Genomic DNA, 26,877 nt, shown 5'->3' with positions numbered 1-26,877 from the left:
GAATCCTATGTCTTCTTAAGAGTCCCATCTACACATTAAGAAAGTGTTCTTGACCTGTTCCACATTAAACGTCATCTAAAGTGGTACAAGACACTCTTCTTAGGGCAGACGTAACCTGATATATTAAGATCTCAATATTTTAATTCTCTTGAACAGTTAAACCGGACCCGTTTAAGTCAGAAAATGACAAAAGTACCTTCACACAAAGCAAGAAAAAAAGATCCGTCGCAAGGCGGAAAACGATCGGCGATGGCTGCGCGTGAAGATTTGGATCTGACAATCCCTGATAATCAACTTGATGCTGTTTCAGGATTGTCCGAAGACACCATCAGCTGGGAAGCGGGGTCACAATCAGATACCCAACAGTCCGCAGGGGCAAGCAACATCGAAATCGGGACCGGTATAATACTTAGTGTCGTGAAAACCCTGCCAGGCTCACCCGGCGTTTACAGAATGATGGATAGTGAGGGAAATCCTCTCTATGTCGGAAAAGCAAAAAACCTCAAAAAACGTGTTATCTCTTATACTCGGGTTGACCAGCTTCCCTATCGGATAACACGTATGGTTTCCGAAACACGATCCATGGAAATCGTGCGAACGAACACCGAAGCGGAAGCTCTTTTACTGGAAAGCAACCTGATCAAGCGTTTAGCCCCACGCTACAATGTATTGCTCAGAGATGATAAATCATTTCCCTACATTCTGATCACAAGCGATCACGAAGCACCGCAAATAACGAAACATCGCGGCGCACAAAAAAGAGAGGGGAGATATTACGGCCCATTTGCTGATGCCAGGTCTGTGAACCAGACAATAACAGCGCTGGAAAAAGCATTCTTGCTCCGTTCTTGCAGTGACGGCGTGTATACAAACCGTACCCGCCCTTGTCTGATGTACCAAATCAAACGTTGCTCAGCGCCCTGTGTTGGTCGCGTCTCTTTGTCCAACTATGCATCTCATGTACAAGAGGCCGAAAGTTACCTAAGTGGTTCATCGTCTAATTTTCAGAAAAAAATGGCTGAAAAGATGCAGACTGCCGCTGAAGAACAAGATTATGAACAAGCAGCAGTTTATCGGGATCGCATTCGCGCCCTTACCGCAATTCAATCCAAACAGGAAATTAACATTGCTGACTTAGATGATGCGGATGTATTCGCCCTTTTTGAAAAAGCGGGACAATCCTGTATTCAGGTGTTTTTCTTTCGGGCCGGTCGAAATTACGGAAATCGTTCTTACTTCCCCAAGCACGATAAAACTATTGAGGCTGAGACCGTACTAACCTCGTTTATTGCCCAGTTTTATGCGAACAAGCCCGTTCCAAAGTTAGTAATGGTCAGCCACAAACTACCCGAGGCTCCCGTCCTTGCAGAGGCATTGGGAACAAAAGCAGGGCGACGCGTTGACGTTGCACACCCATCACGAGGTGCCAAAAGAAAGCTGGTCGAAAATGCGACCGTCAATGCCCGCGAAGCCCTTGCCCGACGGATGGCTGAAAGTGCAAGCCAACGCCGATTACTTGAAGGCATGTCGGATATGTTGTTTCTGGAAGCGACACCAGAGCGGGTTGAGGTTTATGATAACTCTCACACCCAAGGATCAGAGGCTTACGGCGGAATGATCGTCGCAGGCCCCGAAGGCTTTATGAAAAAAGCTTATCGAAAGTTTAAAATTCGCGGCGACAAGCCCCAAGACGGTCAAGAAGAGAAAACACCAGCAGCTTATCAGGCAGGCGACGACTATGCCATGATGCGAGAGGTTTTAACCCGCAGGCTATCAAGAAGCCTAAAGGAAGATCCCGATCGACAGACTGATCAATGGCCAGATCTTCTAATTCTCGACGGGGGGCAAGGACAGCTAACAGTCGGCATTGAAGTACTTGAAGATCTCGGCCTGACGGATATTCCCATCGTTGCGATTGCGAAAGGGCAAGACCGAAATGCTGGCCGAGAGAGAATATTTCTTCCCAATCGCCCTTCCTTTCTCGTCGACCCTAAAGATCCTGTCTTATACTTCATCCAACGGCTACGGGATGAAGCACACCGCTATGCCATTGAGACACATCGCAAAGGCCGAACCAATGCGCGTTTAAAATCTGCCCTTGATAGTGTTCCCGGGATTGGAGCAAAACGTAAAAAGGCGCTGTTGTTCCGCTTTGGTTCAGCAGATGCTGTTGCCCGCGCAGGGGTTGAAGATTTGGCAGCGGTCGAAGGCATCAGCCGCGTTGTCGCACAGTCAATTTATGATCATTTCAACACTGAATGATTTCTGTCCCTCAATTTTCTATTCCACAACTTTTTATTCCATAGTCGCCATCACCTCATTTGATCTATAACATAGCAACAGCCTTATCTGGGCGTTATACAGCTTGTAGAAACTTACCAACACGTTAGAGGATTTATCATGAAGGTTTTTGGCCTTGCAGGTTGGAGTGGTAGCGGCAAGACAACTCTTCTCAAGCAGGTGATCCCGACTTTGGTCAAGCGGGGCTTAAAAGTCTCGACACTAAAGCATGCGCATCACAAATTTGACGTTGATAAACCCGGTAAAGATTCCTATGAACATCGTGAGGCCGGGGCCAGTGAAGTGATGATTTCATCTGGGAACCGGTGGGCCTTGATGCATGAGTTGCGGGATGAAAAAGAACCAACACTTGAAGAACTAATCCCTCATATGACACCCGTGGACATTCTTTTGATTGAAGGCTTCAAAAAGGAGAGGCATAAAAAGCTAGAAGTTTTCCGCCCCGCCCTTGGAAAACGCATGCTTCACAAAGACGACCCTAACATTATCGGGGTCGCAACCGATGACGACGAAATGGATACATCTCTGCCCAAAATCAATCTCAACGATATAGAAGCTATCGCTGACTTCATCTGCATATCATGCGACCTTCATCACAAGGCCAGAAAGGCCGCGAACTAATGGCCCAACTCTCGGATGATTGTTTTGCTCACGGCGGCAAGTTAATGACAACGGCCGATGCTCTCGCCCTGTTAGAAGAGAAGCTTCAGTGTATTACAGAAACAGAAACAATTTCCGTTGTTGAATCTTTGGGGCGGGTATTGGCCGAAGATGTTATCTCACCTTGCAATGTACCACCACATGACAATTCGGCCGTTGATGGCTATGCGGTGTATTTTGATGATTTAAACACAACATCAGAAACCATCCTACCAATCAGTGATCGGATAACTGCCGGAAGTCACGTTCGGGAAACACTTCGCAAAGGCACCGCAGCAAGAATTTTTACAGGTGCCCCTATGCCGCTGGGTGCAGATACAGTACTGATGCAGGAAGACTGTCGCCTCGTAGGAACCGATGAAGTCTCAATACCCCTTGGTATCAAGCCGGGATCGAACAGGCGTTTTGCGGGTGAAGATGTCGAAAAAAACTCTGTCATTCTTCATGCCGGTCGCACAATGCGCCCCCAAGACATGGGCCTTATCTCTGCGGTTGGCATATCAAAAATCAAGGTCCACGAATTACTTCGCGTTGCCTTTTTCTCGACGGGGGATGAGCTTAGAAATCCCGGCACGCCATTAGACAGCGGTCAGGTTTATGATTCAAATCGCTATACAATAAACGGCTTGTTAAAAAATCTTGGCTGCAACGTAACTGATCTTGGCATACTTCCGGATAAAGCCGACCTGATCCACAAAGCCTTGGAAAGCACCGTGAACCGCTATGACCTTGTTCTGACATCAGGCGGTGTCTCTGTGGGTGAGGAAGATCATGTAAAGCAAGTTGTCGAATCTTTGGGCTCACTCCACGCCTGGCGGTTGGCGATCAAACCCGGCAGGCCAGTTGCTCTTGGACAAATAGGATCAACGGCATTTGTCGGGCTTCCCGGAAACCCTGTGGCTGTCATAGTCACTTTCTCAAACTTTGTTCGCCCTTTGATCAACCTGTTGTCCGGAGCAGAAAATACGCCCCCCAAAACCTTCCCTGTTGTTGTGGCTTTTTCTCATAAAAAAAAGAAGGATCGCAAAGAATGGGTGCGGGTTCATCTGAAAGAAAACCTTGAAGGCCATTGGGAAGCACATAAATACCCCAAAGAGGGCGCTGGCATTCTTTCATCAGTCTGCCATTCAGATGGTTTTGCCGTTCTTGATGAAGACCTATTATCTATAAAACCCGGAGACACAATCTCCTACTTACCTTTTAACGAGATCGCGTTATGAAAATTCTCTATTTTGCATGGTTAAGAACTACTATCGGCAAATCCACCGAAGAGATTACACCGCCAGAAACTGTTAAAACAGTGAGCGACCTACTTGATTGGATGCCTTCTCTTGGCGAGAACTATTCTTCTGCCCTTGAAAAAAGAGACCTGCTTCGGATTGCCATCAATCAGGAATACGCAGATCCAGAACACGTAATTAAACCGGATGATGAAGTCGCACTCTTTCCGCCAGTAACGGGTGGATAGTATGATCAAAGTGCAAGAAGAAGACTTCGATGTTGGGCAAGAGATTAAAAATCTAACCCAAGAGAATCATGCTATTGGAGGTGTTGCTTCTTTTCTCGGCCTTGTCAGGGATATTGCCAGCAACGAAGAGATTTCTGCCATGACTCTTGAGCATTATCCCGGAATGACAGAGAAAATGCTTGCTGAAATAGAGGCCGAAGCAAATCGTCGTTGGGAACTTGATGCGAGCCTGATCATTCATCGTTATGGACGCATGGAACCCGGTGAGCAGATTGTCTTGGTCATCACCTGTAGCAAGCATCGCAAAGCAGCTTTTGAAAGTTGCGAGTTTTTGATGGACTATCTGAAGACAAAAGCCCCCTTTTGGAAATTAGAAGAAACATCCGAAGGTGGCAAATGGGTTGATGCTCGTGATAGTGATGACACAGCAGCATCTCGCTGGATAGAGATATAAATTCTCAACCTCAGTAACAAAAAAAACAGCACCGCGCCAATGAAGCGCAGGACTGTTTTTTTATGGTCAATCAGATAGATTTATACAGTAGGCTCACGAACCAATTGATCATAAGCCAGTAAAAGATCCTTTGTGACATCCCCCGGCGTAAATTTATAGCCGCCAATTTCAGAAACAGGCGTCACTTCAACCGCCGTACCGGTCAAAAAGACCTCCTGGGTTTTCGCCAACTCTTCCGGCATAATAGCGCGCTCAATAACGTCATAGCCTTTTTGCTTTGCCAGATCGATCACGGTACGTCGCGTAATCCCATCAAGGAAACAATCTGGTATTGGTGTATGAATTTTCCCATCCTGTACCAAAAAAACATTAGCCCCTGTTGCCTCGGCTATTTGTCCCCGATAATCAAGCATCAAGGCATCATTGTACCCCTTTTCTTCTGCAGCATGCTTTGAGAGCGTTGCAATCATATAAAGGCCAGCAGCTTTGGAATGAATAGGTGCGGTAACCGGATCAGGACGACGCCACTCTGCGAAATCCAGACGAATACCTTTCAGACGATCTTCAGGAGAGAAATAAGATGGCCACTCCCAGGCTGCAATTGCAACATGTATCCGGGATTTTTGGGCTGAAACAGCCATCATCTCACTTCCGCGCCATGCAACAGGACGGAAGTAGCCATCAACAATATTATTGGTATCCATGACTTCTTGCGCAGCTTGATGAAGCTCTTCAACGGTATAAGGAATATCAAATCCGAGAAGTTTTCCTGAATTGATCAGGCGTTCATGATGCTCCTGCCGTTTGAAGATGCGGCCATTATAAGAACGCTCCCCCTCAAAGACACTGCTACCATAATGAAGACCATGGCTTAGAATATGAACTTTGGCATCCCGCCAAGGAATAATTTCACCGTTGTACCAGATAGAACCGTCGCGATCATCAAATGGAAGCATAGCCATAGCTTTCGTGTTAAAGGTGGTATAAAGTTCATTTTTTACGTTGTTTCCACTACTTACTCGCAATATCGTTGAGTGAAGCAATGGCATCAACGTAATATTATGACAATTAAACATGAATAATCGATATTTTCGACCATTCATATTGAGAAACAAATAATACTAATTCGATAGATAAGTCAACATGACTGACATAAAATCCGAACCTAATCCCCTTTTTCTTCGTACAGATGAAATCATGCAGGCAATTGAATTGCTGTTTTTTGCATATAGAGATTTCACAGGGGAGCCCGATGAACTACTTGCAGAATATGGCTTTGGACGTGCCCACCATAGGGTAATACATTTTGTTGGACGCCACCCCGGCATAACCGTTAGTGAACTGCTCTCGATTCTTCAAATTACGAAGCAATCTTTATCCCGTGTACTTTCCCAATTGGTTGCAGAAGGTTTCATCAAACAAACACCTGGGGAAATAGACCGTCGGCAACGACTTCTTGAATTGACGGAAAAAGGGGCCGAATTAGATGAGAAGCTTTTTAATGTCCAACGGCAACGGATCGTCAAAGCTTATAAAGAATCCGGTGCAGAAGCTGTTGCTGGATTCAGATCAGTTCTAATGAACATGATGGAAGAAAGTGATCGCCCTCGTTTCACCCCAAAACCAAAGCGTCCATCTAGCCGACGCTAAAAGGCTGCCCAATAATTCAATCTCAATATACACTTGGCTCCAAATTAAGATCTGTGAATACAATTTCGACGCGCTATACTGTAATACATGAATGATTTTAACCCACATTTATTGGTCGTAGATGATGACACCCGGCTTCGGGAGCTCCTTCAGAAATTTCTGACGGACCAAGGTTTTATGGTCACCGCAGCCTCTAGCGCAGAAGAAGCCAGATCAAAGCTGGCATCTTTATCATTCGACCTCTTGATACTGGACATCATGATGCCGGGGGAAAGTGGGTTAGAACTTACAAAATCCCTCAGGAAAAAGGATGATGTCCCGATACTTCTCTTGACCGCAATGGGCGAAACAAACGATAGAATTAGCGGACTTGAAGTCGGGGCCGACGACTATCTTTCCAAACCTTTTGAGCCGAGGGAACTTGTTCTGCGCATAAATGCAATTCTAAAACGCATACAAACCGCTGCGCCGGCCACAGAACTCCCGACAGAAAATGTTATTTTTGGATCGTTCAGGTTTGATGTTCGGAAATCTCAGCTGTGGAACAATGACGAGTACATCCACCTAACAGACGTCGAGGCGGCTCTTCTAAAAACCTTGGCCCAGCAAGCCGGGATAGCTGTGGGTCGCGATGAGCTTATCGAGGATGGATCCGAACTTGCCAATACACGAAGTGTCGATGTTCAAGTAACCCGCTTACGGCGAAAAATAGAACAAGATCCGAAATACCCGAGGTTTCTTCAAACAATCCGCGGTGTCGGATACATTTTGAAAACGGATTAAATGACCAGTACGCCCGCCAAAGAATCATATATGGATGAAGAAGACGCGCTTCCCCAAAAAAAGAAACGCCCTTTTTTTTTAAAGCGGTATCTTCCCAAATCACTTCTTGGGCGTTCTTTAATCATTATTGTTACACCGCTACTACTTGTTCAGGCCATTTCGGTCTGGGTGTTTTATGATAGGCACTACGAAACAGTAACGAAACGTCTGGCACAAGGCATTGCAGGTGATATCGCAACCTCTATCCTTCTATTGAAAGAAACAGAAACACCCTACGACAAAGCGAATATTTTTCAGCTTATGCAAAAAACTGCAGGGCTATCCCTCACGCTGCACCAAGGTATCGAACTGCCACCAGTCAATTGGAAACCTGGCTGGTCAGTTTTAGAACGCCGACTTGATCAGGCTATTCACGATCAACTTCTTAAAAACCTGAATGAAAATTATCGATACGACATAGATACAACAAGTCTAGTTGATCAGGTAAAAATACAGATCGAGATTGAAAACGCAGTATTATTGGTCCTCGTGCCAAGTAAACGCCTTTTCTCATCGACAACTTATCTTGTGATTCTGTGGATGGTTGGATCATCTGTCATAACCTTTGGTGTTGCCGTGATCTTCATGCGAAATCAGGTTCGGCCGATACAGCGCCTTGCCCGGGCCGCGGAAAGCTTTGGCAAAGGCAGAGACGTTAAAGGCTTTAAGCCCGAAGGAGCAACAGAAGTCAGACAGGCATCAGGGGCCTTTATTCGGATGAGATCGCGGATCAAAAGGCAAGTCGAACACCGCATGGCGATGTTGGCCGGTGTCAGCCATGATCTACGAACCCCACTTACCAGAATGAAGTTACAGTTGGCTATGTCCGGGCAATCAGAAGATACAAAGAACCTTCAGACCGACGTTGCCGAAATGGAAAAAATGATCGAAGGCTATCTTGCCTTTGCAAGAGGCGAAGGGCACGAACAAACAGCCTCATGTAATGTATCAGCCCTTCTAAAAGGACTGATGCAACAGCTGAGTTTTAGCAACAACCCCATCGATCTGCATATTGAACAGGAAATCAATATTCAGCTCCGCCAAGAAAACTTTAAACGCGCCATCAGCAATCTTGTCACAAACGCACAACGTTACGGAAGCCACGTTATGGTTTGTGTCAGGAAAAGATCAAAAGATGCGGACGAGCTTCTGGAAATAACAATTGATGATGACGGCCCGGGAATTCCAGAAGAACACAGGAGAGATGTTCTCAAGCCCTTCTTTCGTCTGGAACAGTCCCGAAATCAGGCAACAGGCGGTGTTGGCTTAGGCCTTTCTATCGCCAACGACATTATTAGTAACCACGGCGGTGATCTTTCCTTGGAAGACGCTCCAGGTGGTGGACTACGGGCCAGAATTTCTCTTCCATTTTAAGCCCGTTTTCTTTTTTCTCACAGCAGGACAATGCTTAGTGCATTCGGCTACCGTTTGGCACCTTGTGATCGGGGGCGAGCAAAACAATGCCTCCCTTGTCATCAGAAGCTCCTAGCACAAGAATTTCCGACATAAATTTGCCAATCTGGCGTGGAGGAAAGTTCACAACGGCCATAACCTGCCGCCCAATGAGCGTTTCTGGCGTATAGTGATCAGTGATTTGAGCAGATGATTTACGAACACCGATCTCATCCCCAAAATCCACCCACAGCTTGATCGCTGGCCGACGAGCCTCTGGATAAGGCTGGGCATCAACAACAGTCCCGGCTCGAATATCAACTTTAAGAAAATCATCAAATGTCAATTCGTTACTCATACAACTTATTCCCTCAATAGATGGAGAGAAATAATTATACGCAACGCATTGAAAAGCAAGAAAGACTCAGTAAAAAAAACACTAGGCCGCTTTCTCTTTATTCCTCAAAACGCCCGATCTTGTACAACGTCTCGCCATCGTATCCAGCCGCCCCAGAACTTTATCTAGTTTGACCATCGTTTTGCCCAAGTCGTCGCTGTCGTCATGTAACCAGGATTGAAGGGCAGTAAGATAGGCGATTGAAAAGGCTTTCACCCTCACAACACCCCTGATCCCTGATGTCGATATCCCCGCGGCTTCCAACATCAAAGGCATTGAGCGCCGAAGGTTACAAAGGAACAACAGTGCTGCCACCGGATCTCTAAGGCTATCTTTGGCAATAGCTTTGATGCCTTCTTTGAAAGGCGCCAGTGCATCAAACCTGTTCATACAAATCTCAAACAACCTATCTTTCGCGGGCTGCTGCAAGTCGTCGGTATCGCATTCGTCGAGAACACCTTGATCTGCCTGTTCAGATATAAACCGCAATATAGAGTTCTTCGAAGGAAAAATCTGATGCAGATCAGATAGCGACACTTTTGAGACAACTGCGATTTCAGCAAGAGATAACGTGGCCCACCCCGTTTCGACAGCTAAAGACATCGCTGTCGAAACGATATGTTGGGGTATTTCTGATTTTTTCATCACTACTCTCCCCACAATGAAGATACGTCTAATATATAGGGAAGAAAGGTAAAATTAAAAGGCAGCTGACCTAAGCGCAAACCCTGAACTCAAAGGCAGGTTTCAATGTTCAAGACAGCTCTTTACTTCTTTTTGCAGCAGCAGCTACAGTTTTGCTCATCACAGGTTGTAAACCATCATCAGCCATAAGAACATTCAGGCCCGCTTGAGTTGTACCGTTCGGGCTGGTGACATTGATACGTAACTGACTAGGGCTATCATTAGAAAGCCTGAGAAGTTCTCCTGCGCCAGATACAGTTGTATCCGCCAGTTTCTGCGCCAACTCTTTCGGCAACCCAGCATCAACACCAGCTTGCGCCAAGCATTCTGCAAGATAAAAAATATAAGCAGGGCCACTGCCAGAAACCCCGGTAACTGCATCAATCTGGCTTTCATCTTCAAGCCAAGCGGTTCCACCTACAGCTGCCATAAGTTGTTCGCATACAATCGCTTGTTCTTCACTGACATTTTGATTTGCATAAAGCACTGTCATCCCGCGAGATACGGCAGCTGGCGTATTTGGCATCGTCCGCACGATAGCAGTATCAGCACCTAAATGTTTCTCAAAAAATGAAATTTGTTTTCCGGCAATAACCGAAAGGATTACAGCTCCCTGTTCTGCATAGGGATGATAGCTCGTAATTGTCGCGTCGATCATCTGTGGCTTAACAGCAAAAAGGATATAATCTGGGTTGAAGGATCCACTAAGTTCTTCAAGCGTCTCAACAGCCTGAACCCCCTGTTTGACAAATGGCTGCATGTAAGCGGCCTTTGCCGAAGGGTCAATGATAGCAACTTGAGATCCAACCAAGCCACGGTCCAACCAGCCTTGCAGCATTGCCCCACCCATCTTGCCACAACCAACAAGCAGCAAGGTACCATCGTTAAGCATATTAAGCGTCCTATTCCATAAAGCTTTAGGAGTAGAACTCTACGCTTCTCCTGCCGCATCCATCAAGGCAAGATCTACGGCATTTAGTTCGGAATCCCCCCCAGAGGATACCAACTGGATCGCAGGGATAAGACGATCCCACTCTGCAACTGCGGTCGCGACCAGATCTTCCGTTTGATCCTGAGAGAAACCATCTTGGCCTCTTAGCGGTACTGTATGTCGATACGCAGGCCCCCCAGTTTCAGGTACGAGATCAAAATGCCCAAGCCATAATTGATTGTTGACAGAAATCAACAACTCGCAAATACGGCTTTTGGCCAACTGCGGGATAATAATTTCACCATGACAGGCAAAAAACATCGCCTGTAATTCACTTTGCCACTGAAAATGAAGATGAAGAGGCCCCCAATGTCCTTCAATCACAGCTAACAGCTCGAAATCACTTTCGCGCTCGAAATCCCAGTTATAGTCTAGGATCCACTCTTCAATAGCATCAATGGGATTGAAAGGTAGTCGCTCATTCGTAGTTTCTGAGTTCATTGCACTAACCCCTCACTAAGTATAGTTGAGCAAGATACAATAGCTACCGCCACAATCCATATATTGAATTAATGTGACAGAATACTACCAAATATAGTGTGACACAGAACGAATCTTGGGATCAAGAAAAAAGATAAAATAAAAGCCCGAACATTGTCCGGGCCTTTCTCATACTTTATTCGAACTCACAGATTACTCAGAAATATATTTATTCCGGATCCATGAGATTCAGACCTAAGGAGATTCTGGCCCAAGAATTCTAGATAACGATGAAGTTAATCAAATTTCTTAGGGGCAGCCTTTTTAGCTGTCGTCGATTTGGGGGTCGTTTTTGTCGCCCCTTCCAACTTTGCCAACCGAGCTTCCAGTGCCGTAACCTTTTCGGCCAAATCTTCACTTTCTTCTCGTGCCTTGACAGCAACGGCTTTCATGACATCAAATTCTTCGCGGGGCACAACATCCATTTGAGAGATAATGCGTTCAAACTGTTCACGAATCCGCGCTTCGACTTCCCCTCTCATTCCAGCGGCCGCCCCCATAGCGCTACTAGCAACTTTGGCCAGATCATCAAGGATACGATTTTGAGTTTGCATGTTTCTGCCTTTCATACTGTAAGTCAGGTCAAAAGACCTCAAAACGACTCACATTTTTGACTTTATTTGAGCCTAATATGGCTCTTTGATCGTCCGGCTTCAACCTTGTTCATTATCCTTTAAACAAAGTTATCAAAAAATATACTTAAAATATCGATGCAAAAGCTTCTCTATGCCTTCTCAAAAGCATATATAGGGAGGCAGAAGATATATCACGAAAGGCTTCAAGCATGTTTCTCGTTACTGGCGGCGCTGGTTTTATTGGTTCAAACCTCGTTGCATCCCTTGTCGAACAAGGTAAATCCGTTGTCGTCAGCGACTGGCTTGGTCATGACGACAAATGGCGTAATCTGGCAAAACATGAGCTTGAAGATATTATAAAGCCCGAAGCACTACCTGCGTTTTTAGCTGAAAATGCTGATAAGCTCGAAGGTATTTTTCATATGGGAGCCATTTCGGCGACCACCGAAACCGACGGTGATGCCCTTATGGAAAACAACTTTAAACTCAGTAAAGATCTTTGGCATGTCTGCGCAAAACATAGCGTGCCTTATATATATGCGTCATCAGCAGCGACCTATGGCGGCGGAGAACACGGTTTTGATGACGAAGAAGATATCGCGCATCTGGCCAAACTCCAGCCCCTGAACGGCTATGGTTGGAGTAAGCAGCTCTTTGATCGCTGGGTTGCCCGCCGTGTGGCGAATAAAGACCGACAACCGCCACAATGGGCTGGCCTGAAATTCTTTAATGTCTACGGACCAAACGAATACCATAAAGGCGGGCAAGCAAGCGTTGCTTTCCATCTTTTTAATCAAGTCACGTCCGGAGAAGCTGCAAAGCTGTTTCAATCACACCACCCAGACTATTCTGATGGCGGCCAATTGCGTGATTTTATTGCCGTGGAAGACTGTGTTCGGGTCATGATGTGGTTAAAAGACAACCCAACAGCAAGCGGCTTGTTTAATGTTGGAACGGGTCAGGCAAGATCTTTTGTAGATTTGGCCCGGGCTGTATTTTCGGCCATGGGCCGTAATGAAAATATAAAATATGTCCCAACGCCTGAAAATATTCGTGATAAGTATCAATACTTTACCGAAGCTCGCATGAGTAAACTTAAAGAAGCAGGGTACGATCATCCCTTCACATCACTAGAAGACGGCGTTCAGCGGTACGTCACAGAATTTCTTGCACAGGACGACGCCTACAAATGACACAAGAACTGGTCTTCGCGGCTCTCACCTATCCAGAAATAGATCCCATCGCAATCAGCTTGGGTCCCTTGGCAATCCGCTGGTATTCGCTCGCTTATATATTCGGTATCATTCTTGGCTGGCGCTATTGCCGCTGGCTCTGCTTTCAGGCCCCAAGGCAATTACGGCCAATTGCCATGGATGATTTTATCGTCTGGGCAACACTCGGCATCATCCTTGGGGGCAGACTAGGGTACGTTCTTTTTTATAACTTCACGTATTTCCTCTATAATCCGCTTGAAATTTTTGCTGTTTGGCAAGGCGGGATGAGCTTTCATGGCGGTCTGCTCGGCGTCATCACGGCAATGGTACTGTTCGCGCGGAAAGAAAAAGTACATTTCCTTGCCCTTGCCGATATTATTGCCTGTGCGACACCAATCGGTCTGTTCTTTGGCCGTCTGGCAAACTTTATCAATGGCGAGCTTTTTGGGCGCGTTACGACCGCTGAAATTGGCATGGTGTTTCCGAACGGAGGACCTCTACCTCGTCACCCAAGCCAACTTTATGAAGCGGGCCTTGAGGGGCTTACCTTACTTTTAATTCTCTATCTTGTTGCCCGCGCTGGCGGTCTTCGTCGCCGGGGGCTCACAGCAGGATTGTTCTTAGTTGGATACGGCTTGTCACGAACAATTGTCGAATTCTTTAGAGAACCAGATGCCCATATCGGCTTTCTCTTTGCTGAAATAACAATTGGTCAGCTTTTATCCTCTCCCATGATACTAATCGGCATTGGTCTTGTTGCTTTCGCTCTTCGCCAACCTTTCCAACCAACTGGGCCAGAGTTCAAACCTGAAGACATTTCCCCTAAAGAAGCGGATAAGGCAGCAAAAAAGAAAGCTTCATCGAATAAAAAATGAGTACAGCACCAGATAAAAAGTCACTTTTTGAAAGCTTTCGCCGGCGCATAAAACTCGAAGGTGCGATAACTGTTGCCGACTATATGACTGATGTTCTTATTGCCCCAACCCATGGGTATTATATGTCGAATGAGCCCTTTGGCACAGACGGAGATTTCATAACCGCCCCTGAAATAAGTCAAATGTTCGGTGAACTCATCGGCTTTTGGTGCGCAGATACCTGGTACAACATGGGTGGCCCGACTAAAATCCACTTGATTGAGATGGGACCAGGGCGCGGCACGCTCATGAGCGATGTCATGCGCGCTGTTGCAATGGTGCCTGGTTTTCAGCAAGCGGTAAAAATCCACCTGATTGAAGTCAGCCCAAAGCTTCGGAAAAAACAAAAAGAAGCCTTAAGTGGATATGATGTCAATTGGTATGATGACTTAACCGATCTTCCCAACGGACCCAGCATATTCATAGCCAATGAATTTTTTGATGCCCTCCCTATTCGTCAATTCGAACGCTCACCCAAAGGTTGGTCCGAGCGATTAATAACCTTGAACGAAGATGAAACAGACCTAGTCTTCACCCTTTCCCCTCCCTCAAAATCCATTGAAACGATTATCCCCAAAGAGTTAATTGATAGTCATGAGGGCGCCGTTGTTGAGCTTTCATCCATAGCCGCCAATATTTCAACCCAAATATCGAGCCATATTACCCAACACGGCGGGGCAGGCCTTTTTATTGACTACGGCTGGGCAACACCAACTGCAAAGCCAAGCTTACAGGCAGTCCGTAATCACAAAAAGCATGATGTCTTACAAGAACCCGGCACAGCCGACCTTTCAGCTTTTGTTGATTTTCCTACACTGAAAAAGTCCGCAGAAGCAAATGGGGCTTCTGTCCATGGCACAATAAGCCAAGGGGATTTTTTACGAAGCCTTGGAATAGAACAACGCGCCGAAATGTTGCGTCTAAATGCAGATGATAAGCAGGCGATTGATATCACAGCAGCCGAACATCGTTTGACTGATCCCAGTCAGATGGGGAACCTCTTTAAAGTGATGGCCCTCACAAACCCGGATCAAGCAATACCCGCCGCATTTCCAGAGCCAGAGGAAGCAACATGATAAAAAGCCCCGCACTTGATCAATACAAGGGCATCAAACATGGTTTTCTCACTCGACAGGATGGGGTCAGCCAAGGCCTCTATTCGTCGCTTAACTGTGGGTATGGTGCAGATGAAGCGAAAGAAAATGTAACGAAGAACAGAACCATTGCGCTTGAGCGCATGGGCTCTCCACACGCAAAACTCGTCACGGGTTATCAGATTCATTCCGCAAAGGTGGAGATTGTGAAGGCTCCGTGGAATTGCCCCGAAGATGCCCCGCAGGTCGATGCCTTGGTCACAGATCAGCCAGAAATCGCATTAGGCATCATGACAGCAGATTGCGCCCCTGTTCTATTTGTAGACCCTGATGCCCAGATTGTCGGTGCAGCACATGCAGGCTGGCAGGGTGCAATCAAGGGAGTAACCGACAGTACAATTGATGCAATGGAAAGCCTGGGTGCAACCAAATCAAATATCTACACGGCAATTGGCCCCTGTATTGCGCAAGCTTCTTATGAAGTTGGCGCTGAGTTTGCAAACCGGTTCTTTGAAGATACCGAAGATAACATGACCTACTTCATCCCCTCTCCAAGAGAAGGGAAATTTCTTTTTGACCTTCGCCAGTATGTCGGGGACAGGCTAAAGAAATACGGTGTAAAACAGGTGTCTATTTCCCAAAATGACACCTATTCCGAAGAAAACCTCTTTTTCAGTTACCGCCGATCCTGCCACCGAAAAGAAGCTGACTATGGCAGGGGCATATCCATTATATCTCAGGAAAGAACAAACTGATGCCACATCTTATTCTCTTCTTTTTAATGTGTATTCTCGGCATCCTCGCGACTTGCAGCTTTATGTGATTACTTATCTGGCACTGATATCCATGCTTTTTTCCCATAACACAATCATATGATAAAGCTTCTCCCTCTACTTTTCATTGCCTTGATAACGGCTTGCGGCCCCTTACCGCGTCCCTTCATGGCACAGGAGCCAGATAGTAATCCGCTTTTGAAATTAGAGAACACGCGCCCTCTTGCCGTAGAACCACCAATTTTTGCATTACAGGAAACAGGTATTGAGCTAACAGACCTAACCATTTGGGCGCAGGAGAATTTGAGCCAAGCTCTCAGAGATCAAAATCTACCCGCAGCAAACTACGCCTTTGCCTCAAACAGTTTACACCTTTACAGCAGCTTTGAGGCAGAAACCATCAGTGAAGATCAAGTTGTTATCAGTCTAAAAATAGGTGTTGCAGAAACTAGCAATCCTAACCAATTTTTGATAGAGTCAGAGGAACGGACAACGATCCCCTCGATACATCTAAAAAAAGCCTCAAAGTCTATTTTGGCGGAAATCATCAAAAGAGCCTCCCAAAACGTCAGTCTCAAAATTTCGCAACTTGATCAGGAAACAGGCCCTCAGCCTCAAATTACAGATTATGTTCACATTCAGCTTTTTTCTTTATCCGATCGCCTGGACGACAGAACCAAGAAGATACTGGAAAATGAACTAAGAGCATCATTTCAGCTCAGAAAACTCTATCTAACCCGCAGGGCAACAGAAGATTCTGCCTACAAGCTTAGCTTGGAAATAGAACTCTCGAAACAAGCCGAACAAGGAATACTGTCCTTACTCTGGATTCTTGAAGATAGTACAAGCGGAGAAGAAATCGGGCAAATAAGCCAAACGAACCCGGTACCTAACATTCCTCTTTCGCGAATACTAATTCCTGCCTCGGAAGCAATTTCAGAGGGAACATCCATAGGAATCAAGGACCTACTGAAACAAAAGAGTCTTCAAAATCAAACTGTTCTGAAATAACAAAGAAATGAATCTTTATGGGCGTTTACAGAAAAGACTGAGATTGCTAAGTTCCGCCCGTCCAATATGAAAACTGCCGACAAGTCATATGTTATGGCTTGTCCAGCCTAGCCGGGGATTTTGGCGTGAAGATCTTAACGGGTAACAGCAACCGACCATTGGCCGAGGCCATTTCTGCATATTTAAATCTACCACTGACCAAAGCATCAGTGCGACGGTTTTCTGATGAAGAAGTTTTTGTGGAGATCCATGAAAACGTGCGCGGTGAAGATGTATTTATTATTCAACCGACATCCTATCCCACCAATGACAACCTTATGGAACTCTTGGTAACGATAGATGCTTTAAAACGCAGCTCAGCGAGCCGTATAACAGCCGTAATGCCATACTATGGCTACGCGAGGCAGGATCGTAAATCCAGCCCCCGTACACCGATTTCGGCCAAGCTTGTTGCGAACCTAATTCAAACTGCCGGCGCGGATCGCGTTCTAACCATGGATCTCCATGCAGGACAGATTCAAGGTTTCTTTGACATTCCGACTGATAATCTTTTTGCAGCACCAGTCTTCATAAAAGATATTCAGGAACGTATGTCCAAAGGGCCTTTGACCATTGTATCGCCTGATGTCGGTGGTGTTGTCCGAGCCAGAGCCATTGCCAAACGCCTTGATGCTGATCTCGCGATCATCGACAAGCGTCGTGAAAAAGCTGGCGTTTCAGAAGTTATGAACATCATTGGCGATGTAAAAGGTCAACGTTGTATTCTTATCGATGACATCGTGGATTCGGCTGGAACCCTCTGTAATGCTGCTGGTGCTCTTAAAGATGCCGGCGCCACAACTGTATCAGCTTACATTTCTCATGGAGTTCTATCTGGCGGTGCCGTTGCACGTGTTACGGCTTCTCCACTTGAAGAACTTGTAACAACAGACTCAATCCAAGCGACAGAAGCTGTTCGTGTTGCACACAACATGCGTCAGATTTCTGTTGCTCCACTTATGGGCGAAGCAATGCGCCGTATAAGTGATGAGCAATCGGTATCCTGTCTATTTGACTGAATACCGCTGATTACTGCGGATTGATTTGACGAATAGCTTTCGTCCGTATACAACACGGGCGAATTCTCTGGCTCAGCACCCCTGGAGGCTGGCCAGTTACTGCAACGGCGGAGCAAATGCTCTGCCGCTGTCATTTTACTTTTGGAGACTTATAAATGAGTGATATCACAAAAGTGAGCGCAGAAGCTCGCGATAGAGCCGGCAAGGGGCCCGCTCGTGCCGCTCGTCGTGCAGGCCTTGTTCCTGCCGTCATCTACGGTGCAAAAAAAGACCCTGTCATGATCAACTTGGACCCTCGTCCAATCACTAAAGAGTACAACTCTGGTCACTTTGGTACCCGCCTTTGGGAAATCGAAGTTAATGGCAAAAAAGAGCGTACACTTCCACGTGACATTCAATTGCATCCCGTAACAGACATGGTTGAACACGTTGACTTCCTTCGCGTTTCTGCGAAGACGTCCGTAAACGTTATGATTCCTGTACACTTTATCAACGAAGAAAATTGTCCTGGCCTTAAGCAGGGCGGCGTTCTTAACGTTGTACGTTACGACATCGAACTTTCTTGCCGCGCAGATCATATTCCAGAAAATATCGAAGTTGATATGGCTGGTATTGAACTGGGTGACAGCGTTCACATTTCTTCCGTTACACTTCCAGACGGTACAGAGCCAGTAATCTCTGATCGTGACTTCACAATTGCAACGATTGCTGTACCTAGCTCTGTTAAATCTGCGAAAGCTGATGACGAAGGCGATGCAGAAGAAGTTGCTGATGAAGAAGCTGCAGCAGCTACTGAAGAGTAAGATATCTCTCTTTTGATCTGAAGCTAGAGGTTAAACTGACATGCTATTGTTTGTAGGTCTCGGTAATCCAGGTCAGAAGTACGAGAATAACCGACACAATATCGGTTTTATGGCGGTGGACGATATTGTCCACCGCCATAATTTTTCGCCCTGGCGTTCGCGTTTTCAGGGCAAAACTTCTGACGGCAGGATCGGTACAGAAAAAGTTCTGATTCTCAAACCAGAAACCTATATGAACGAATCTGGTCGAGCTGTTGGCGAAGCAATCCGCTTCTTCAAAATTAACCCCGAAGATGTCTTTGTCTTTTATGACGAACTTGATCTTGCACCGGGTAAGCTCCGCATCAAAAAAGCGGGTGGATCTGGTGGCCACAATGGCATTAAGTCAATAGATGCTCACATTGGTAAAGAATACTGGCGCTTGCGCATGGGCATTGGTCACCCCGGGCACAAAGAACGTGTTACCGGTCATGTCCTTGGCGACTTTTCAAAGACTGATCAAGATTGGCTCAGCAAAGAGATTGATGCCATTTCACGACACATAGATCTTCTTGTGAAGGGTGACAGCCCAGGATTTATGTCAAAGGTCGCCCAAGATATTACACCACCGAAATCAAAAAAAATACCCGCACAAAAAGCATCTTCTGCATCCACCACAAGAGACCAAAACACGCTTAAAACAGCAAAACCAGAAACAAGTAAAGCTGACTCGGACATCAAAAATAGCAACGACGGATGGCAATCGACCTTGGCTAACTGGTTCAGTAATAGTAAAACCCCCCAAGATTAATGATACTTTTAGTCATTGGCTGATTAAACAAACAACTGTTCTCGACATCGTACACCACGCCTTCGCGAGAACCATATTGAAAGGGAACACCCATGGGTTTCAACTGCGGCATCGTCGGCTTGCCGAACGTAGGCAAATCCACGCTTTTTAATGCGCTAACTGAAACAGCAGCAGCCGAAGCGGCCAACTATCCTTTCTGTACGATCGAACCAAACGTCGGTCGGGTCTCTGTACCTGATCCCCGTTTAGATAAGATTGCAACCATTGCCAGTTCCCAAAAAATCATTCCGACTCAACTTGAATTTGTTGACATCGCCGGCTTGGTTCGAGGGGCATCCAAGGGCGAAGGCATGGGAAATGAGTTTCTTGGCAACATTCGTTCGGTTGATGCCATTGTCCATGTTCTGCGCTGTTTTGACGGTGAAGTAACCCACGTAGACGGATCTGTTGATCCCGTACGGGATGCCGAAACAGTCGAGACCGAGCTTCTTATTGCCGATCTTGAATCTGTTGAAAAACAAATCACATCGAATGCAAAGCGGGCGAAAGGCGGCGATAAAGAAGCCAAAGCCAAGCTTGAAGTTCTCACCATCGTTGGTGACGTTCTTCAAGAAGGTAACCCGGCAAGAACAGCAGATATTTCTTCTGATCAACGCGACATTTATAACCAACTTCAGCTACTGACTGCAAAACCAGTTCTCTATGTTGCAAACGTAGAAGAAGAAAATGCAGCAACCGGAAATGATTATTCCAAGAAAGTAGAAGAAATGGCCGCTGCCTCTGGCGGTGTGAGCGTTATTATTTCTGCAGCAATTGAAGCTGAAGTTGCCTCCCTTGCAGATCCAGAAGAAAAAGCTGAATTTCTCGCAGATCTAGGCTTGGAAGAAACGGGTTTAAAAAGAATTATCGCAGCAGGTTACGGCCTTCTTGGGCTTCTCACCTTCTTTACCGTTGGTCCCAAAGAAGCACGGGCATGGACTGTTGTCGAAGGGTCAACCGCCCCAAATGCAGCAGGCGCTATTCACACGGACTTTGAACGTGGCTTTATTCGTGCCGAAACCATTGCTTATGACGATTATATTGATTGTAATGGTGAGCAAGGCGCTAAAGATGCAGGAAAAATGCGCGCTGAAGGAAAAGAATATATCACTAAAGATGGTGATATATTCCACTTCCGTTTTAACGTGTAGCTAATTGCTATTTTAGCAATTGATGAATAAAAAAAGGCGGTAGAAAATACCGCCTTTTTTTTATGCCTGAAATTGCTGGAAACACCCTATAACATCCACGCAACTACCAGTATTCAGGATAAGACCTGTTTCGCGATAAATTGTTAGTGATCAAACCGACAAACAGAATTATAAATGCACCACTTAGTACTGGTGTAAAAACAAACGACCAATCGGCCCCTTCAAGCATAATCACAAGCGGCGTTGCACCAGCTGGAGCGTGCAACGTTCGCGTTAGCTGCATGAAGGCAATTGCAGTTGCAACAGCGACTCCCATCGAAAACCAGTTCGCCCCAAGCGCGTCAAGAACAAGCAACCCTATTAATGCTGCAATCAGATGACCAAGAATAAGACTACGCGGTTGAGCCAAAGGGCTATTAGGCACGCCAAAAACCAATACACAGCTTGCTCCAAATGGTGCCATGAAAAACAAAGCGCCAGCCTGATCAGTTAGCCAAGCAATAGCACCAATTGCAACCATAGCCCCAAGCCAGCTCCACCAGATATGACTAACAGTGGGAATTGCAGGAACGGCAGCTCCCCTTCCCCGATACTTCGTAAGGTAATTTTTCATCACATAGACCCAAATTTTATCCAGTGTTGGATATAAGGAAAGTGTACCGATCGTTCTATTTTTATATTGTTATCGCATCATCAGATTTACGAATTGAAACGATAATCTAAAAAGAAAGAATGTTATTAGAGTGCATCGAAGGCGAGAACAACCCCACAAGCATCATTTTTCTGTAGCCTGACACGCGAACCACCTTCTCTTTGGTAACTTACCCTATATTGATCAAAATAAGCCTGTGTGACCTTTAAATCCTCTGCCCAAAGATGAAAGGCAATCATATAGCCGTCAGCTGCGCCATCGTTTGGCTCTACACCCGGATAAAAGCGGCTAATATCTTCAGGCGCAATAAACCGTAAAACTTGTTTACGCTCACCAACATAAACATCAATACACCCATCTGTAACAACAACCGCGTCTGCACCAAAAAACTCGGAATACTTGGTAATCACATCGCTCGGGTTTGGGGTTACATAAACCACCCGTTTGATACCACGGGCACCATTTGCATGTGAAAGCCACTGGCTTTGCCACACCACATCTGGTGTTTTGTGGTCACAAACAAAAGAAGATATTTTAGGACTAACCTGATTATCATATCGCAAAATCTCAAAGGCAGGCATGACATCACCGTGTTCAAGTTCGAGTATGCGTTTCAAATCCTTGGGGCCGTCAATAGGAACCCCCTCTTCTTTTAAACAAGCAGCCGTCTGCCCTATATCTTCACTTCTAAATGCAAGGCCTAATCCACCCTCACCATTTTCAAGAAAAACATCCAGTCCATTGGTATCCTGATTTTTATCCACGATACCAATGAGTTCCAGATAATCATCCGGGAACATAATGCAGTAGTTGGCCGTTCCCCAACCAATATGACGCCCCCGGGGTGTTAGCCGAAACCCTAGACGAAGGTAATGATGACGTGCCTCTTCCAACTGCTGCACACCAATCAACAGGTGATCAATCCCCTTGAGAGACGAACTGAATAGCATTCAATTTTCCTTAAGATTATTCAGCAGGTATTACTCGGCTGCTTTAGCCTACTCCATTCACAACGATATAGGAATCTTCCTTATCTGCCAGATATATTCCATCTGTTATTTTCACACTGATACATTCATCAAGGAAACACCAGGAACGACACAAAAAAGGCTGCTCTAACTGAGCAGCCTTTTTTGCAAACCAAGACGATGTCTTAGTGAACTTTAGCAAATACCTTACGCTTTGCAGCATACATAACCAGTGTGAAAATAATCAGAAAGATCATAACTTTCACGCCTGTATTCTTACGCGCTTCAAGCTTTGGTTCAGCCGCCCACATCAAGAAGTGGCTGACATCCGCTGCCATTTGATCAACAGTCGCCGTAGTGCCATCGCCATATTCCACAGCATCTTCTGAAAGTGGCGGTGCCATTGCAATCAGATGACCAGGGAAATACTTGTTGTAGCTCAGATCACCAGTCTCGAAACCTTCTGGCGCATCTTCATAGCCTGTCAACAACGCACGCACAAAACTTGGACCGCCGACACGAGCTTTTGCCATTAGCGAAAGATCAGGTGGGGCTTTACCGCCGTTTGATGCCGCCGCAGCTTTTTCGTTAGGGAATGGTGACGGGAAATAATCGGACGCAATTGCGTTGCGTTCAAACATTTCGCCTTCGTCATTCGGCCCGTCTTCAACTGTATATTCAGACGCAATTGCTTTGATCTCATCAACATTGTACCCGAGATCAGTCAAGTTACGGAACGCGATCAAGTCAAGTGAATGACATCCAGAGCAAACTTCTTTGTAAACTTGGAATCCACGTTGCAGCGAAGCTTTGTCATAAGTGCCAAAAACACCATCAAAGCTCCATTCATAATCTGGCAATGGAACAGCATCTCCTGCTGCATTAGCAGGAACTGTTGCAAAGCCAAGGGCCGCAGCAAAGAGGCCAGACAGAATTTTCTTCATTAGTCGTTCCTCTCTCAAGATTTCAATACAGCTTCATGGATAGAGCTTGGTAATTCGCGCGGACGTTCAATCATCGGCAGAATAACAGGCAGCAATATCAAGAAGTGGAAGAAGTAGTAGGCAGTCGCGATCTGACTTGCAACAACGTACCAACCTTCAGCGGGCTTACCACCAAGGTAACCAAGGAAGAGGCCATTGATAAGGAAGATCCAGAAGAAGACCCGAGCAACAGGACGGAACTTACAGCTACGAATTTTGGAACGATCCAACCACGGTAAAACAAACAGAACGGCAATCGCACCGAACATGGCAAGAACGCCACCAAGCTTATCAGGAACCGCACGCAAAATTGCGTAGAAAGGCAGGAAGTACCATTCTGGAACAATATGCGCAGGTGTCGATAGCGGGTTCGCAGGAATGTAGTTATCCGGGTGCCCCATATAGTTTGGTGCCCAGAATAAGAACCCAGCAAACAGTATCAAGAAAACACCAAGACCGAACAGATCTTTAATGGTGTAATAAGGCTGGAATGTCAGGCTGTCCTGTGGACCTTTCATATCGATACCGAGCGGGTTGTTCGATGTCACAGTGTGAAGGGCAACAATGTGAAGAACAACAACAGCAACGATAATGAATGGCAACAGATAATGCAGCGCAAAGAAACGGTTCAGTGTTGGATTATCAACAGAGAAACCACCCCAAAGCCAGGTAACGATATTTTCACCAACAACCGGAATAGCTGAGAAAAGGTTCGTAATAACTGTCGCACCCCAGAAGCTCATTTGCCCCCATGGAAGAACGTATCCCATGAACGCAGTGGCCATCATCAACAAGAAGATAACAACACCCAGCTGCCAAAGAAGTTCGCGTGGCGCTTTATAAGATCCGTAGTACAGTCCACGCATCATGTGGATATACACAGCAATAAAGAAAAACGATGCCATGTTCATATGAATATAACGGATCAACCAACCGTTATTCACATCGCGCATGATACGTTCAACAGAATTGAACGCCATATCAACATGTGCGGTGTATTGCATCGCGAGAATGATACCCGTTACGATCATTGTAACCAGAGCAAATCCGGCTAGTGACCCAAAGTTCCAAAGATAATTCAAGTTCTTTGGCATTGGGTATTCATAAAGGGTGTGATGTCCCATAGAGATTAGAGGCAGACGATCCTCAACCCACTGGACGACTTTATTATTTGTTTTAAAACTCATGACCTGTTCCCCCTAGCCGATCTTGATAGAGTTGTCAGTCAAGAAGACATAAGGCGGCACTTCCAAGTTCTTCGGAGCTGGCCCCTTACGAATACGCCCGGATGTATCATAGTGTGAACCATGGCAAGGACAGAACCATCCGCCATAATCACCCCGTGATTCACCAGTCTTCTGACCAAGTGGAACACATCCAAGGTGCGTACAAACACCAACTAGAATAAGCCACTCAGGTTTTTCCACACGATCTTCATCCGTCTGTGGATCAGGAAGATCAGCTAGCGGAGTTTCCTCAGCACCGGCAATTTCCTCAGCTCCACGACGTCTGATAAACACAGGTTTACCGCGCCAGGTAATGGTTACGGACTGACCTTCTTCGATCGGTGACAAATCTACCTCAGTAGAAGATAGAGCCAGAACATCCGCCGAAGGATTCATAGAATCAATCATCGGCCATATTGCACCAGCAGCCCCGACAACGGTCATAGCCCCGGCCGTCAGGTACAGAAATTCACGCCGGGTCTCACCGGACCCTTGGGCGGAACTTTCAGGATTCGCGCCGTCTGCCATTTGTGTAATCCCTATTTTCATCTCTCAAGCTTACAACTCTAAAACAAAGAGCTGCGATACGATACAGGATTTTTGGGCCATTGCCCTTGTCCAACCCTAATTGCGCCCCCATCTAAGCATCGCAGGATGCAAGAACGGATGTGACATCCTGTCGCACTTAGGACTAGTCCTATATTTAGTGACAGGGATATAAAGGATTTGTCATAGAAAGGCAAAGACTCTAAGTGTGAGTCGGACAGGAAAATAACGTTTTTTCCGTCACTTCCGTATTTATGGCCCACATTTATAGCTATATCTTTACCTCATTATAGAGATGAACAGCATGCGTCTTGCTCTTTACCAACCGGACATTCCACAAAACACAGGAACAATGCTTCGAATGGCTGCCTGCCTTGATGTCGCAGTCGACATTATCGAACCCTGTGGTTTTGTTCTCAATGACAAACGCATGAAACGATCCGGCATGGACTATCTGGATCAAACCGAACTTGTTCGCCACACATCCTGGGATGCTTTTAATCATAGTCGACTGGAAAGCACACAACCAAAGCGTTTGATCCTACTATCAACGAAAGCCGCCAAGCCTTACACAAATTTTAGCTTCCAACCCGACGATATACTTATGCTTGGCAGAGAATCAGCCGGCGTTCCTGACGATGTGCATCAGGCGGTTGACCATTCTGTTCTCATCCCGATGGCGACTGGCGTTCGTTCCCTGAACATTGCTGTATCGGCTGCGATGGTTCTGGGTGAAGCTCTGCGACAGACAGGTGGATTTCCAGTCCCAAGCACCGTATAACGTTATTACTATCTTATTACAGCCTCGCCCAAAAACACCGTAACCGTAAGAGCAACAGATGTACCAACGGCAAGATCCGACATGTCCTTTCCCGAATCACAACGCGCCCGAAGATCATAAAGAGCAGGCTCAGCGTTGGTTCAGACAACTCAGGGATAGCATTTGTGCCGAGTTCGAACGGCTGGAGGACGAACTCTCCGGTACGGTACTGGCAAAGCTTGGCGAGCCTGATGCAGGCCGTTTTGAAAGAAAGCAGTGGGATCGCGACGGTGGTGGCGGTGGTGAAATGTCCATCATGCATGGGCGCGTATTTGAAAAGGTCGGCGTCAATATATCCACGGTCATGGGGGAATTCAGCGACGAGTTTTCCAAACGTATTCCCGGCGCAGATAAAGATCCGAGATTCTGGGCCAGTGGTATATCCCTTGTTGCCCATATGCACTCCCCACTCGTGCCAGCAGTGCACATGAACACGCGCCATATCGTCACGACCACCAGCTGGTTTGGCGGTGGCGGCGATTTAAATCCTATGTATCCCGTCGATCATGACACCCATGACTTTCACAGGGCTTACAAAGATGCCTGTGACAAACACAATCCGGGTTTCTTCCCTGTATTCAAAGAATGGTGTGACGAATATTTCTATATTCCCCACAGGAATGAAGCCCGTGGTGTCGGTGGTATTTTCTATGATTACCTGAATACCGGAAATTGGGATGCAGACTTTGCCTTTACACAGGATGTGGGCCGAGCATTCTTGGATATATATCCACAGATTGTGCGCCGTCATATGCATAAGGATTGGAACGACGAGCAACGAAAACATCAACTTTTCCGCCGAGGGCGCTATGCAGAATTCAACCTGCTTTACGATCGCGGCACCATGTTTGGCCTCAAGACGGGCGGAAATGTCGAAGCAATCCTGATGTCTATGCCACCAGAGGCAGCTTGGCCATAGCATCCTCTGAAGTACCGCCCCCTTTGAAGCCCGGGAATAGCT

The 26,877-nt window shown here is 46.3% G+C and carries 30 protein-coding genes; 19 read left to right on the top strand and 11 right to left on the bottom strand.

Annotation, left to right across the window (positions count from 1 at the left end; all coding sequences use genetic code 11):
• Nucleotides 1–183: 183 nt before the first annotated feature.
• From uvrC to ACN0QW_RS01855, 5 genes are all read left to right on the top strand, one after another.
• On the top strand, nucleotides 184–2,262 hold the full coding sequence (gene uvrC / locus ACN0QW_RS01875; RefSeq protein WP_417428269.1) for an excinuclease ABC subunit UvrC: 2,079 nt from the start codon (nucleotides 184–186) through the stop codon (nucleotides 2,260–2,262).
• 138 nt (nucleotides 2,263–2,400) lie between these two features.
• Nucleotides 2,401–2,922, top strand: coding sequence for a molybdopterin-guanine dinucleotide biosynthesis protein B (gene mobB, locus ACN0QW_RS01870; protein ID WP_417428267.1), 522 nt, complete (start codon nucleotides 2,401–2,403; stop codon nucleotides 2,920–2,922).
• A complete protein-coding gene (gene glp / locus ACN0QW_RS01865; RefSeq protein WP_417428265.1) occupies nucleotides 2,922–4,181 on the top strand; it encodes a gephyrin-like molybdotransferase Glp in 1,260 nt (419 codons plus the stop codon). The genes mobB and glp overlap by 1 nt, the downstream gene beginning before the upstream one ends.
• A complete protein-coding gene (gene moaD, locus ACN0QW_RS01860) occupies nucleotides 4,178–4,429 on the top strand; it encodes a molybdopterin converting factor subunit 1 (protein WP_299380194.1) in 252 nt (83 codons plus the stop codon). The genes glp and moaD overlap by 4 nt, the downstream gene beginning before the upstream one ends.
• 1 nt (nucleotide 4,430) lies before the next feature.
• On the top strand, nucleotides 4,431–4,883 hold the full coding sequence (locus ACN0QW_RS01855) for a molybdenum cofactor biosynthesis protein MoaE (RefSeq protein WP_417428263.1): 453 nt from the start codon (nucleotides 4,431–4,433) through the stop codon (nucleotides 4,881–4,883).
• Nucleotides 4,884–4,963: 80 nt separating this feature from the next.
• On the opposite strand, the gene ACN0QW_RS01850 is transcribed toward ACN0QW_RS01855, so the two are convergent.
• On the bottom strand, nucleotides 4,964–5,845 hold the full coding sequence (locus tag ACN0QW_RS01850; RefSeq protein ID WP_417428261.1) for a branched-chain amino acid aminotransferase: 882 nt from the start codon (nucleotides 5,843–5,845) through the stop codon (nucleotides 4,964–4,966).
• Nucleotides 5,846–6,026: 181 nt separating this feature from the next.
• On the opposite strand from ACN0QW_RS01850, the gene ACN0QW_RS01845 reads away from it, so the two are divergent.
• The 3 genes from ACN0QW_RS01845 (at nucleotide 6,027) to ACN0QW_RS01835 (ending at nucleotide 8,729) form a co-directional block, all read left to right on the top strand.
• Entirely contained in the window at nucleotides 6,027–6,533 is a 507-nt protein-coding gene (locus tag ACN0QW_RS01845) for a MarR family winged helix-turn-helix transcriptional regulator (RefSeq protein ID WP_417428259.1), read from the top strand.
• A gap of 87 nt (nucleotides 6,534–6,620) precedes the next feature.
• Entirely contained in the window at nucleotides 6,621–7,316 is a 696-nt protein-coding gene (locus ACN0QW_RS01840; RefSeq protein WP_299380183.1) for a response regulator, read from the top strand.
• A complete protein-coding gene (locus ACN0QW_RS01835) occupies nucleotides 7,317–8,729 on the top strand; it encodes an ATP-binding protein (protein ID WP_417428257.1) in 1,413 nt (470 codons plus the stop codon).
• 34 nt (nucleotides 8,730–8,763) lie between these two features.
• Here the strand turns inward: ACN0QW_RS01835 and ACN0QW_RS01830 are convergent, their stop codons facing one another.
• From ACN0QW_RS01830 to ACN0QW_RS01810, 5 genes are all read right to left on the bottom strand, one after another.
• Nucleotides 8,764–9,105: a tRNA-binding protein gene (locus tag ACN0QW_RS01830; RefSeq protein ID WP_417428255.1), complete on the bottom strand. Its 342-nt coding sequence runs from the start codon at nucleotides 9,103–9,105 to the stop codon at nucleotides 8,764–8,766.
• Nucleotides 9,106–9,186: 81 nt separating this feature from the next.
• A complete protein-coding gene (locus ACN0QW_RS01825; RefSeq protein ID WP_417428253.1) occupies nucleotides 9,187–9,789 on the bottom strand; it encodes a hypothetical protein in 603 nt (200 codons plus the stop codon).
• A gap of 109 nt (nucleotides 9,790–9,898) precedes the next feature.
• Entirely contained in the window at nucleotides 9,899–10,720 is an 822-nt protein-coding gene (proC, locus tag ACN0QW_RS01820) for a pyrroline-5-carboxylate reductase (RefSeq protein WP_417428251.1), read from the bottom strand.
• A gap of 39 nt (nucleotides 10,721–10,759) precedes the next feature.
• The gene (locus tag ACN0QW_RS01815) at nucleotides 10,760–11,260 is read right to left on the bottom strand and encodes a YbjN domain-containing protein (RefSeq protein WP_417428249.1); all 501 of its coding nucleotides are present in this window, start codon (nucleotides 11,258–11,260) and stop codon (nucleotides 10,760–10,762) included.
• A 275-nt stretch (nucleotides 11,261–11,535) separates the two neighbouring features.
• A complete protein-coding gene (locus tag ACN0QW_RS01810; RefSeq protein ID WP_417428247.1) occupies nucleotides 11,536–11,853 on the bottom strand; it encodes an accessory factor UbiK family protein in 318 nt (105 codons plus the stop codon).
• Between the two features lie 230 nt (nucleotides 11,854–12,083).
• On the opposite strand from ACN0QW_RS01810, the gene rfaD reads away from it, so the two are divergent.
• From rfaD to ychF, 9 genes are all read left to right on the top strand, one after another.
• The gene (gene rfaD / locus ACN0QW_RS01805; RefSeq protein ID WP_417428245.1) at nucleotides 12,084–13,067 is read left to right on the top strand and encodes an ADP-glyceromanno-heptose 6-epimerase; all 984 of its coding nucleotides are present in this window, start codon (nucleotides 12,084–12,086) and stop codon (nucleotides 13,065–13,067) included.
• Nucleotides 13,064–13,963, top strand: coding sequence for a prolipoprotein diacylglyceryl transferase (lgt, locus tag ACN0QW_RS01800; RefSeq protein ID WP_417428243.1), 900 nt, complete (start codon nucleotides 13,064–13,066; stop codon nucleotides 13,961–13,963). The genes rfaD and lgt overlap by 4 nt, the downstream gene beginning before the upstream one ends.
• Nucleotides 13,960–15,078 carry a class I SAM-dependent methyltransferase gene (locus ACN0QW_RS01795; protein WP_417428241.1) on the top strand — a complete coding sequence of 373 codons (1,119 nt, stop codon included), beginning with the start codon at nucleotides 13,960–13,962 and terminating at the stop codon, nucleotides 15,076–15,078. The genes lgt and ACN0QW_RS01795 overlap by 4 nt, the downstream gene beginning before the upstream one ends.
• Nucleotides 15,075–15,851 (top strand): peptidoglycan editing factor PgeF, encoded by a 777-nt coding sequence (pgeF, locus tag ACN0QW_RS01790; protein WP_417428239.1) that lies wholly within the window; start codon nucleotides 15,075–15,077, stop codon nucleotides 15,849–15,851. The genes ACN0QW_RS01795 and pgeF overlap by 4 nt, the downstream gene beginning before the upstream one ends.
• Before the next feature lie 117 nt (nucleotides 15,852–15,968).
• Entirely contained in the window at nucleotides 15,969–16,880 is a 912-nt protein-coding gene (locus ACN0QW_RS01785; RefSeq protein ID WP_417428237.1) for a hypothetical protein, read from the top strand.
• 125 nt (nucleotides 16,881–17,005) lie between these two features.
• Nucleotides 17,006–17,938: a ribose-phosphate pyrophosphokinase gene (locus ACN0QW_RS01780; protein ID WP_417428235.1), complete on the top strand. Its 933-nt coding sequence runs from the start codon at nucleotides 17,006–17,008 to the stop codon at nucleotides 17,936–17,938.
• A 155-nt stretch (nucleotides 17,939–18,093) separates the two neighbouring features.
• Entirely contained in the window at nucleotides 18,094–18,741 is a 648-nt protein-coding gene (locus ACN0QW_RS01775; RefSeq protein ID WP_417428233.1) for a 50S ribosomal protein L25/general stress protein Ctc, read from the top strand.
• A gap of 40 nt (nucleotides 18,742–18,781) precedes the next feature.
• Nucleotides 18,782–19,531, top strand: coding sequence for an aminoacyl-tRNA hydrolase (pth, locus tag ACN0QW_RS01770; protein WP_417428231.1), 750 nt, complete (start codon nucleotides 18,782–18,784; stop codon nucleotides 19,529–19,531).
• Between the two features lie 92 nt (nucleotides 19,532–19,623).
• Nucleotides 19,624–20,721, top strand: coding sequence for a redox-regulated ATPase YchF (gene ychF, locus ACN0QW_RS01765; RefSeq protein WP_417428229.1), 1,098 nt, complete (start codon nucleotides 19,624–19,626; stop codon nucleotides 20,719–20,721).
• A gap of 103 nt (nucleotides 20,722–20,824) precedes the next feature.
• On the opposite strand, the gene ACN0QW_RS01760 is transcribed toward ychF, so the two are convergent.
• From ACN0QW_RS01760 to petA, 5 genes are all read right to left on the bottom strand, one after another.
• Nucleotides 20,825–21,334, bottom strand: a complete 510-nt coding sequence (locus ACN0QW_RS01760) for an HPP family protein (RefSeq protein WP_417428227.1) — start codon at nucleotides 21,332–21,334, stop codon at nucleotides 20,825–20,827.
• 125 nt (nucleotides 21,335–21,459) lie between these two features.
• Nucleotides 21,460–22,323, bottom strand: a complete 864-nt coding sequence (locus tag ACN0QW_RS01755; protein WP_417428225.1) for a VOC family protein — start codon at nucleotides 22,321–22,323, stop codon at nucleotides 21,460–21,462.
• A gap of 203 nt (nucleotides 22,324–22,526) precedes the next feature.
• A complete protein-coding gene (locus ACN0QW_RS01750; protein ID WP_417428223.1) occupies nucleotides 22,527–23,285 on the bottom strand; it encodes a cytochrome c1 in 759 nt (252 codons plus the stop codon).
• Nucleotides 23,286–23,299: 14 nt separating this feature from the next.
• Nucleotides 23,300–24,511 (bottom strand): cytochrome b, encoded by a 1,212-nt coding sequence (locus ACN0QW_RS01745; protein ID WP_417428221.1) that lies wholly within the window; start codon nucleotides 24,509–24,511, stop codon nucleotides 23,300–23,302.
• A 12-nt stretch (nucleotides 24,512–24,523) separates the two neighbouring features.
• Complete coding sequence (gene petA / locus ACN0QW_RS01740) at nucleotides 24,524–25,078, bottom strand: ubiquinol-cytochrome c reductase iron-sulfur subunit (RefSeq protein WP_299372298.1); 555 nt, start codon at nucleotides 25,076–25,078, stop codon at nucleotides 24,524–24,526.
• A 322-nt stretch (nucleotides 25,079–25,400) separates the two neighbouring features.
• Between petA and ACN0QW_RS01735 the strand changes: the two genes are divergently transcribed.
• Both ACN0QW_RS01735 and hemF read left to right on the top strand, forming a co-directional pair.
• Entirely contained in the window at nucleotides 25,401–25,877 is a 477-nt protein-coding gene (locus ACN0QW_RS01735) for a tRNA (cytidine(34)-2'-O)-methyltransferase (protein ID WP_299372295.1), read from the top strand.
• Nucleotides 25,878–25,935: 58 nt separating this feature from the next.
• On the top strand, nucleotides 25,936–26,835 hold the full coding sequence (gene hemF / locus ACN0QW_RS01730; protein WP_299372292.1) for an oxygen-dependent coproporphyrinogen oxidase: 900 nt from the start codon (nucleotides 25,936–25,938) through the stop codon (nucleotides 26,833–26,835).
• Nucleotides 26,836–26,877 lie beyond the last annotated feature (42 nt).

This window comes from Kiloniella sp. (assembly GCF_048259265.1).
Lineage (GTDB): Bacteria > Pseudomonadota > Alphaproteobacteria > Kiloniellales > Kiloniellaceae > Kiloniella.
The sequence above is the reverse complement of the archived record's forward strand: the minus strand, read 5'-3'. Positions and strand labels throughout refer to the sequence as shown.

Bases quoted from the DNA above. Each gene is read 5' to 3' on its own strand.
- uvrC (WP_417428269.1), top strand. From the start codon at position 184: ATGACAAAAGTACCTTCACACAAAGCAAGAAAAAAAGATCCGTCGCAA.
- mobB (WP_417428267.1), top strand. From the start codon at position 2,401: ATGAAGGTTTTTGGCCTTGCAGGTTGGAGTGGTAGCGGCAAGACAACT.
- glp (WP_417428265.1), top strand. From the start codon at position 2,922: ATGGCCCAACTCTCGGATGATTGTTTTGCTCACGGCGGCAAGTTAATG.
- moaD (WP_299380194.1), top strand. From the start codon at position 4,178: ATGAAAATTCTCTATTTTGCATGGTTAAGAACTACTATCGGCAAATCC.
- ACN0QW_RS01855 (WP_417428263.1), top strand. From the start codon at position 4,431: ATGATCAAAGTGCAAGAAGAAGACTTCGATGTTGGGCAAGAGATTAAA.
- ACN0QW_RS01850 (WP_417428261.1), bottom strand. From the start codon at position 5,845: ATGGCTATGCTTCCATTTGATGATCGCGACGGTTCTATCTGGTACAAC.
- ACN0QW_RS01845 (WP_417428259.1), top strand. From the start codon at position 6,027: ATGACTGACATAAAATCCGAACCTAATCCCCTTTTTCTTCGTACAGAT.
- ACN0QW_RS01840 (WP_299380183.1), top strand. From the start codon at position 6,621: ATGAATGATTTTAACCCACATTTATTGGTCGTAGATGATGACACCCGG.
- ACN0QW_RS01835 (WP_417428257.1), top strand. From the start codon at position 7,317: ATGACCAGTACGCCCGCCAAAGAATCATATATGGATGAAGAAGACGCG.
- ACN0QW_RS01830 (WP_417428255.1), bottom strand. From the start codon at position 9,105: ATGAGTAACGAATTGACATTTGATGATTTTCTTAAAGTTGATATTCGA.
- ACN0QW_RS01825 (WP_417428253.1), bottom strand. From the start codon at position 9,789: ATGAAAAAATCAGAAATACCCCAACATATCGTTTCGACAGCGATGTCT.
- proC (WP_417428251.1), bottom strand. From the start codon at position 10,720: ATGCTTAACGATGGTACCTTGCTGCTTGTTGGTTGTGGCAAGATGGGT.
- ACN0QW_RS01815 (WP_417428249.1), bottom strand. From the start codon at position 11,260: ATGAACTCAGAAACTACGAATGAGCGACTACCTTTCAATCCCATTGAT.
- ACN0QW_RS01810 (WP_417428247.1), bottom strand. From the start codon at position 11,853: ATGCAAACTCAAAATCGTATCCTTGATGATCTGGCCAAAGTTGCTAGT.
- rfaD (WP_417428245.1), top strand. From the start codon at position 12,084: ATGTTTCTCGTTACTGGCGGCGCTGGTTTTATTGGTTCAAACCTCGTT.
- lgt (WP_417428243.1), top strand. From the start codon at position 13,064: ATGACACAAGAACTGGTCTTCGCGGCTCTCACCTATCCAGAAATAGAT.
- ACN0QW_RS01795 (WP_417428241.1), top strand. From the start codon at position 13,960: ATGAGTACAGCACCAGATAAAAAGTCACTTTTTGAAAGCTTTCGCCGG.
- pgeF (WP_417428239.1), top strand. From the start codon at position 15,075: ATGATAAAAAGCCCCGCACTTGATCAATACAAGGGCATCAAACATGGT.
- ACN0QW_RS01785 (WP_417428237.1), top strand. From the start codon at position 15,969: ATGATAAAGCTTCTCCCTCTACTTTTCATTGCCTTGATAACGGCTTGC.
- ACN0QW_RS01775 (WP_417428233.1), top strand. From the start codon at position 18,094: ATGAGTGATATCACAAAAGTGAGCGCAGAAGCTCGCGATAGAGCCGGC.
- pth (WP_417428231.1), top strand. From the start codon at position 18,782: ATGCTATTGTTTGTAGGTCTCGGTAATCCAGGTCAGAAGTACGAGAAT.
- ychF (WP_417428229.1), top strand. From the start codon at position 19,624: ATGGGTTTCAACTGCGGCATCGTCGGCTTGCCGAACGTAGGCAAATCC.
- ACN0QW_RS01760 (WP_417428227.1), bottom strand. From the start codon at position 21,334: ATGAAAAATTACCTTACGAAGTATCGGGGAAGGGGAGCTGCCGTTCCT.
- ACN0QW_RS01755 (WP_417428225.1), bottom strand. From the start codon at position 22,323: ATGCTATTCAGTTCGTCTCTCAAGGGGATTGATCACCTGTTGATTGGT.
- ACN0QW_RS01750 (WP_417428223.1), bottom strand. From the start codon at position 23,285: ATGAAGAAAATTCTGTCTGGCCTCTTTGCTGCGGCCCTTGGCTTTGCA.
- ACN0QW_RS01745 (WP_417428221.1), bottom strand. From the start codon at position 24,511: ATGAGTTTTAAAACAAATAATAAAGTCGTCCAGTGGGTTGAGGATCGT.
- petA (WP_299372298.1), bottom strand. From the start codon at position 25,078: ATGGCAGACGGCGCGAATCCTGAAAGTTCCGCCCAAGGGTCCGGTGAG.
- ACN0QW_RS01735 (WP_299372295.1), top strand. From the start codon at position 25,401: ATGCGTCTTGCTCTTTACCAACCGGACATTCCACAAAACACAGGAACA.
- hemF (WP_299372292.1), top strand. From the start codon at position 25,936: ATGTACCAACGGCAAGATCCGACATGTCCTTTCCCGAATCACAACGCG.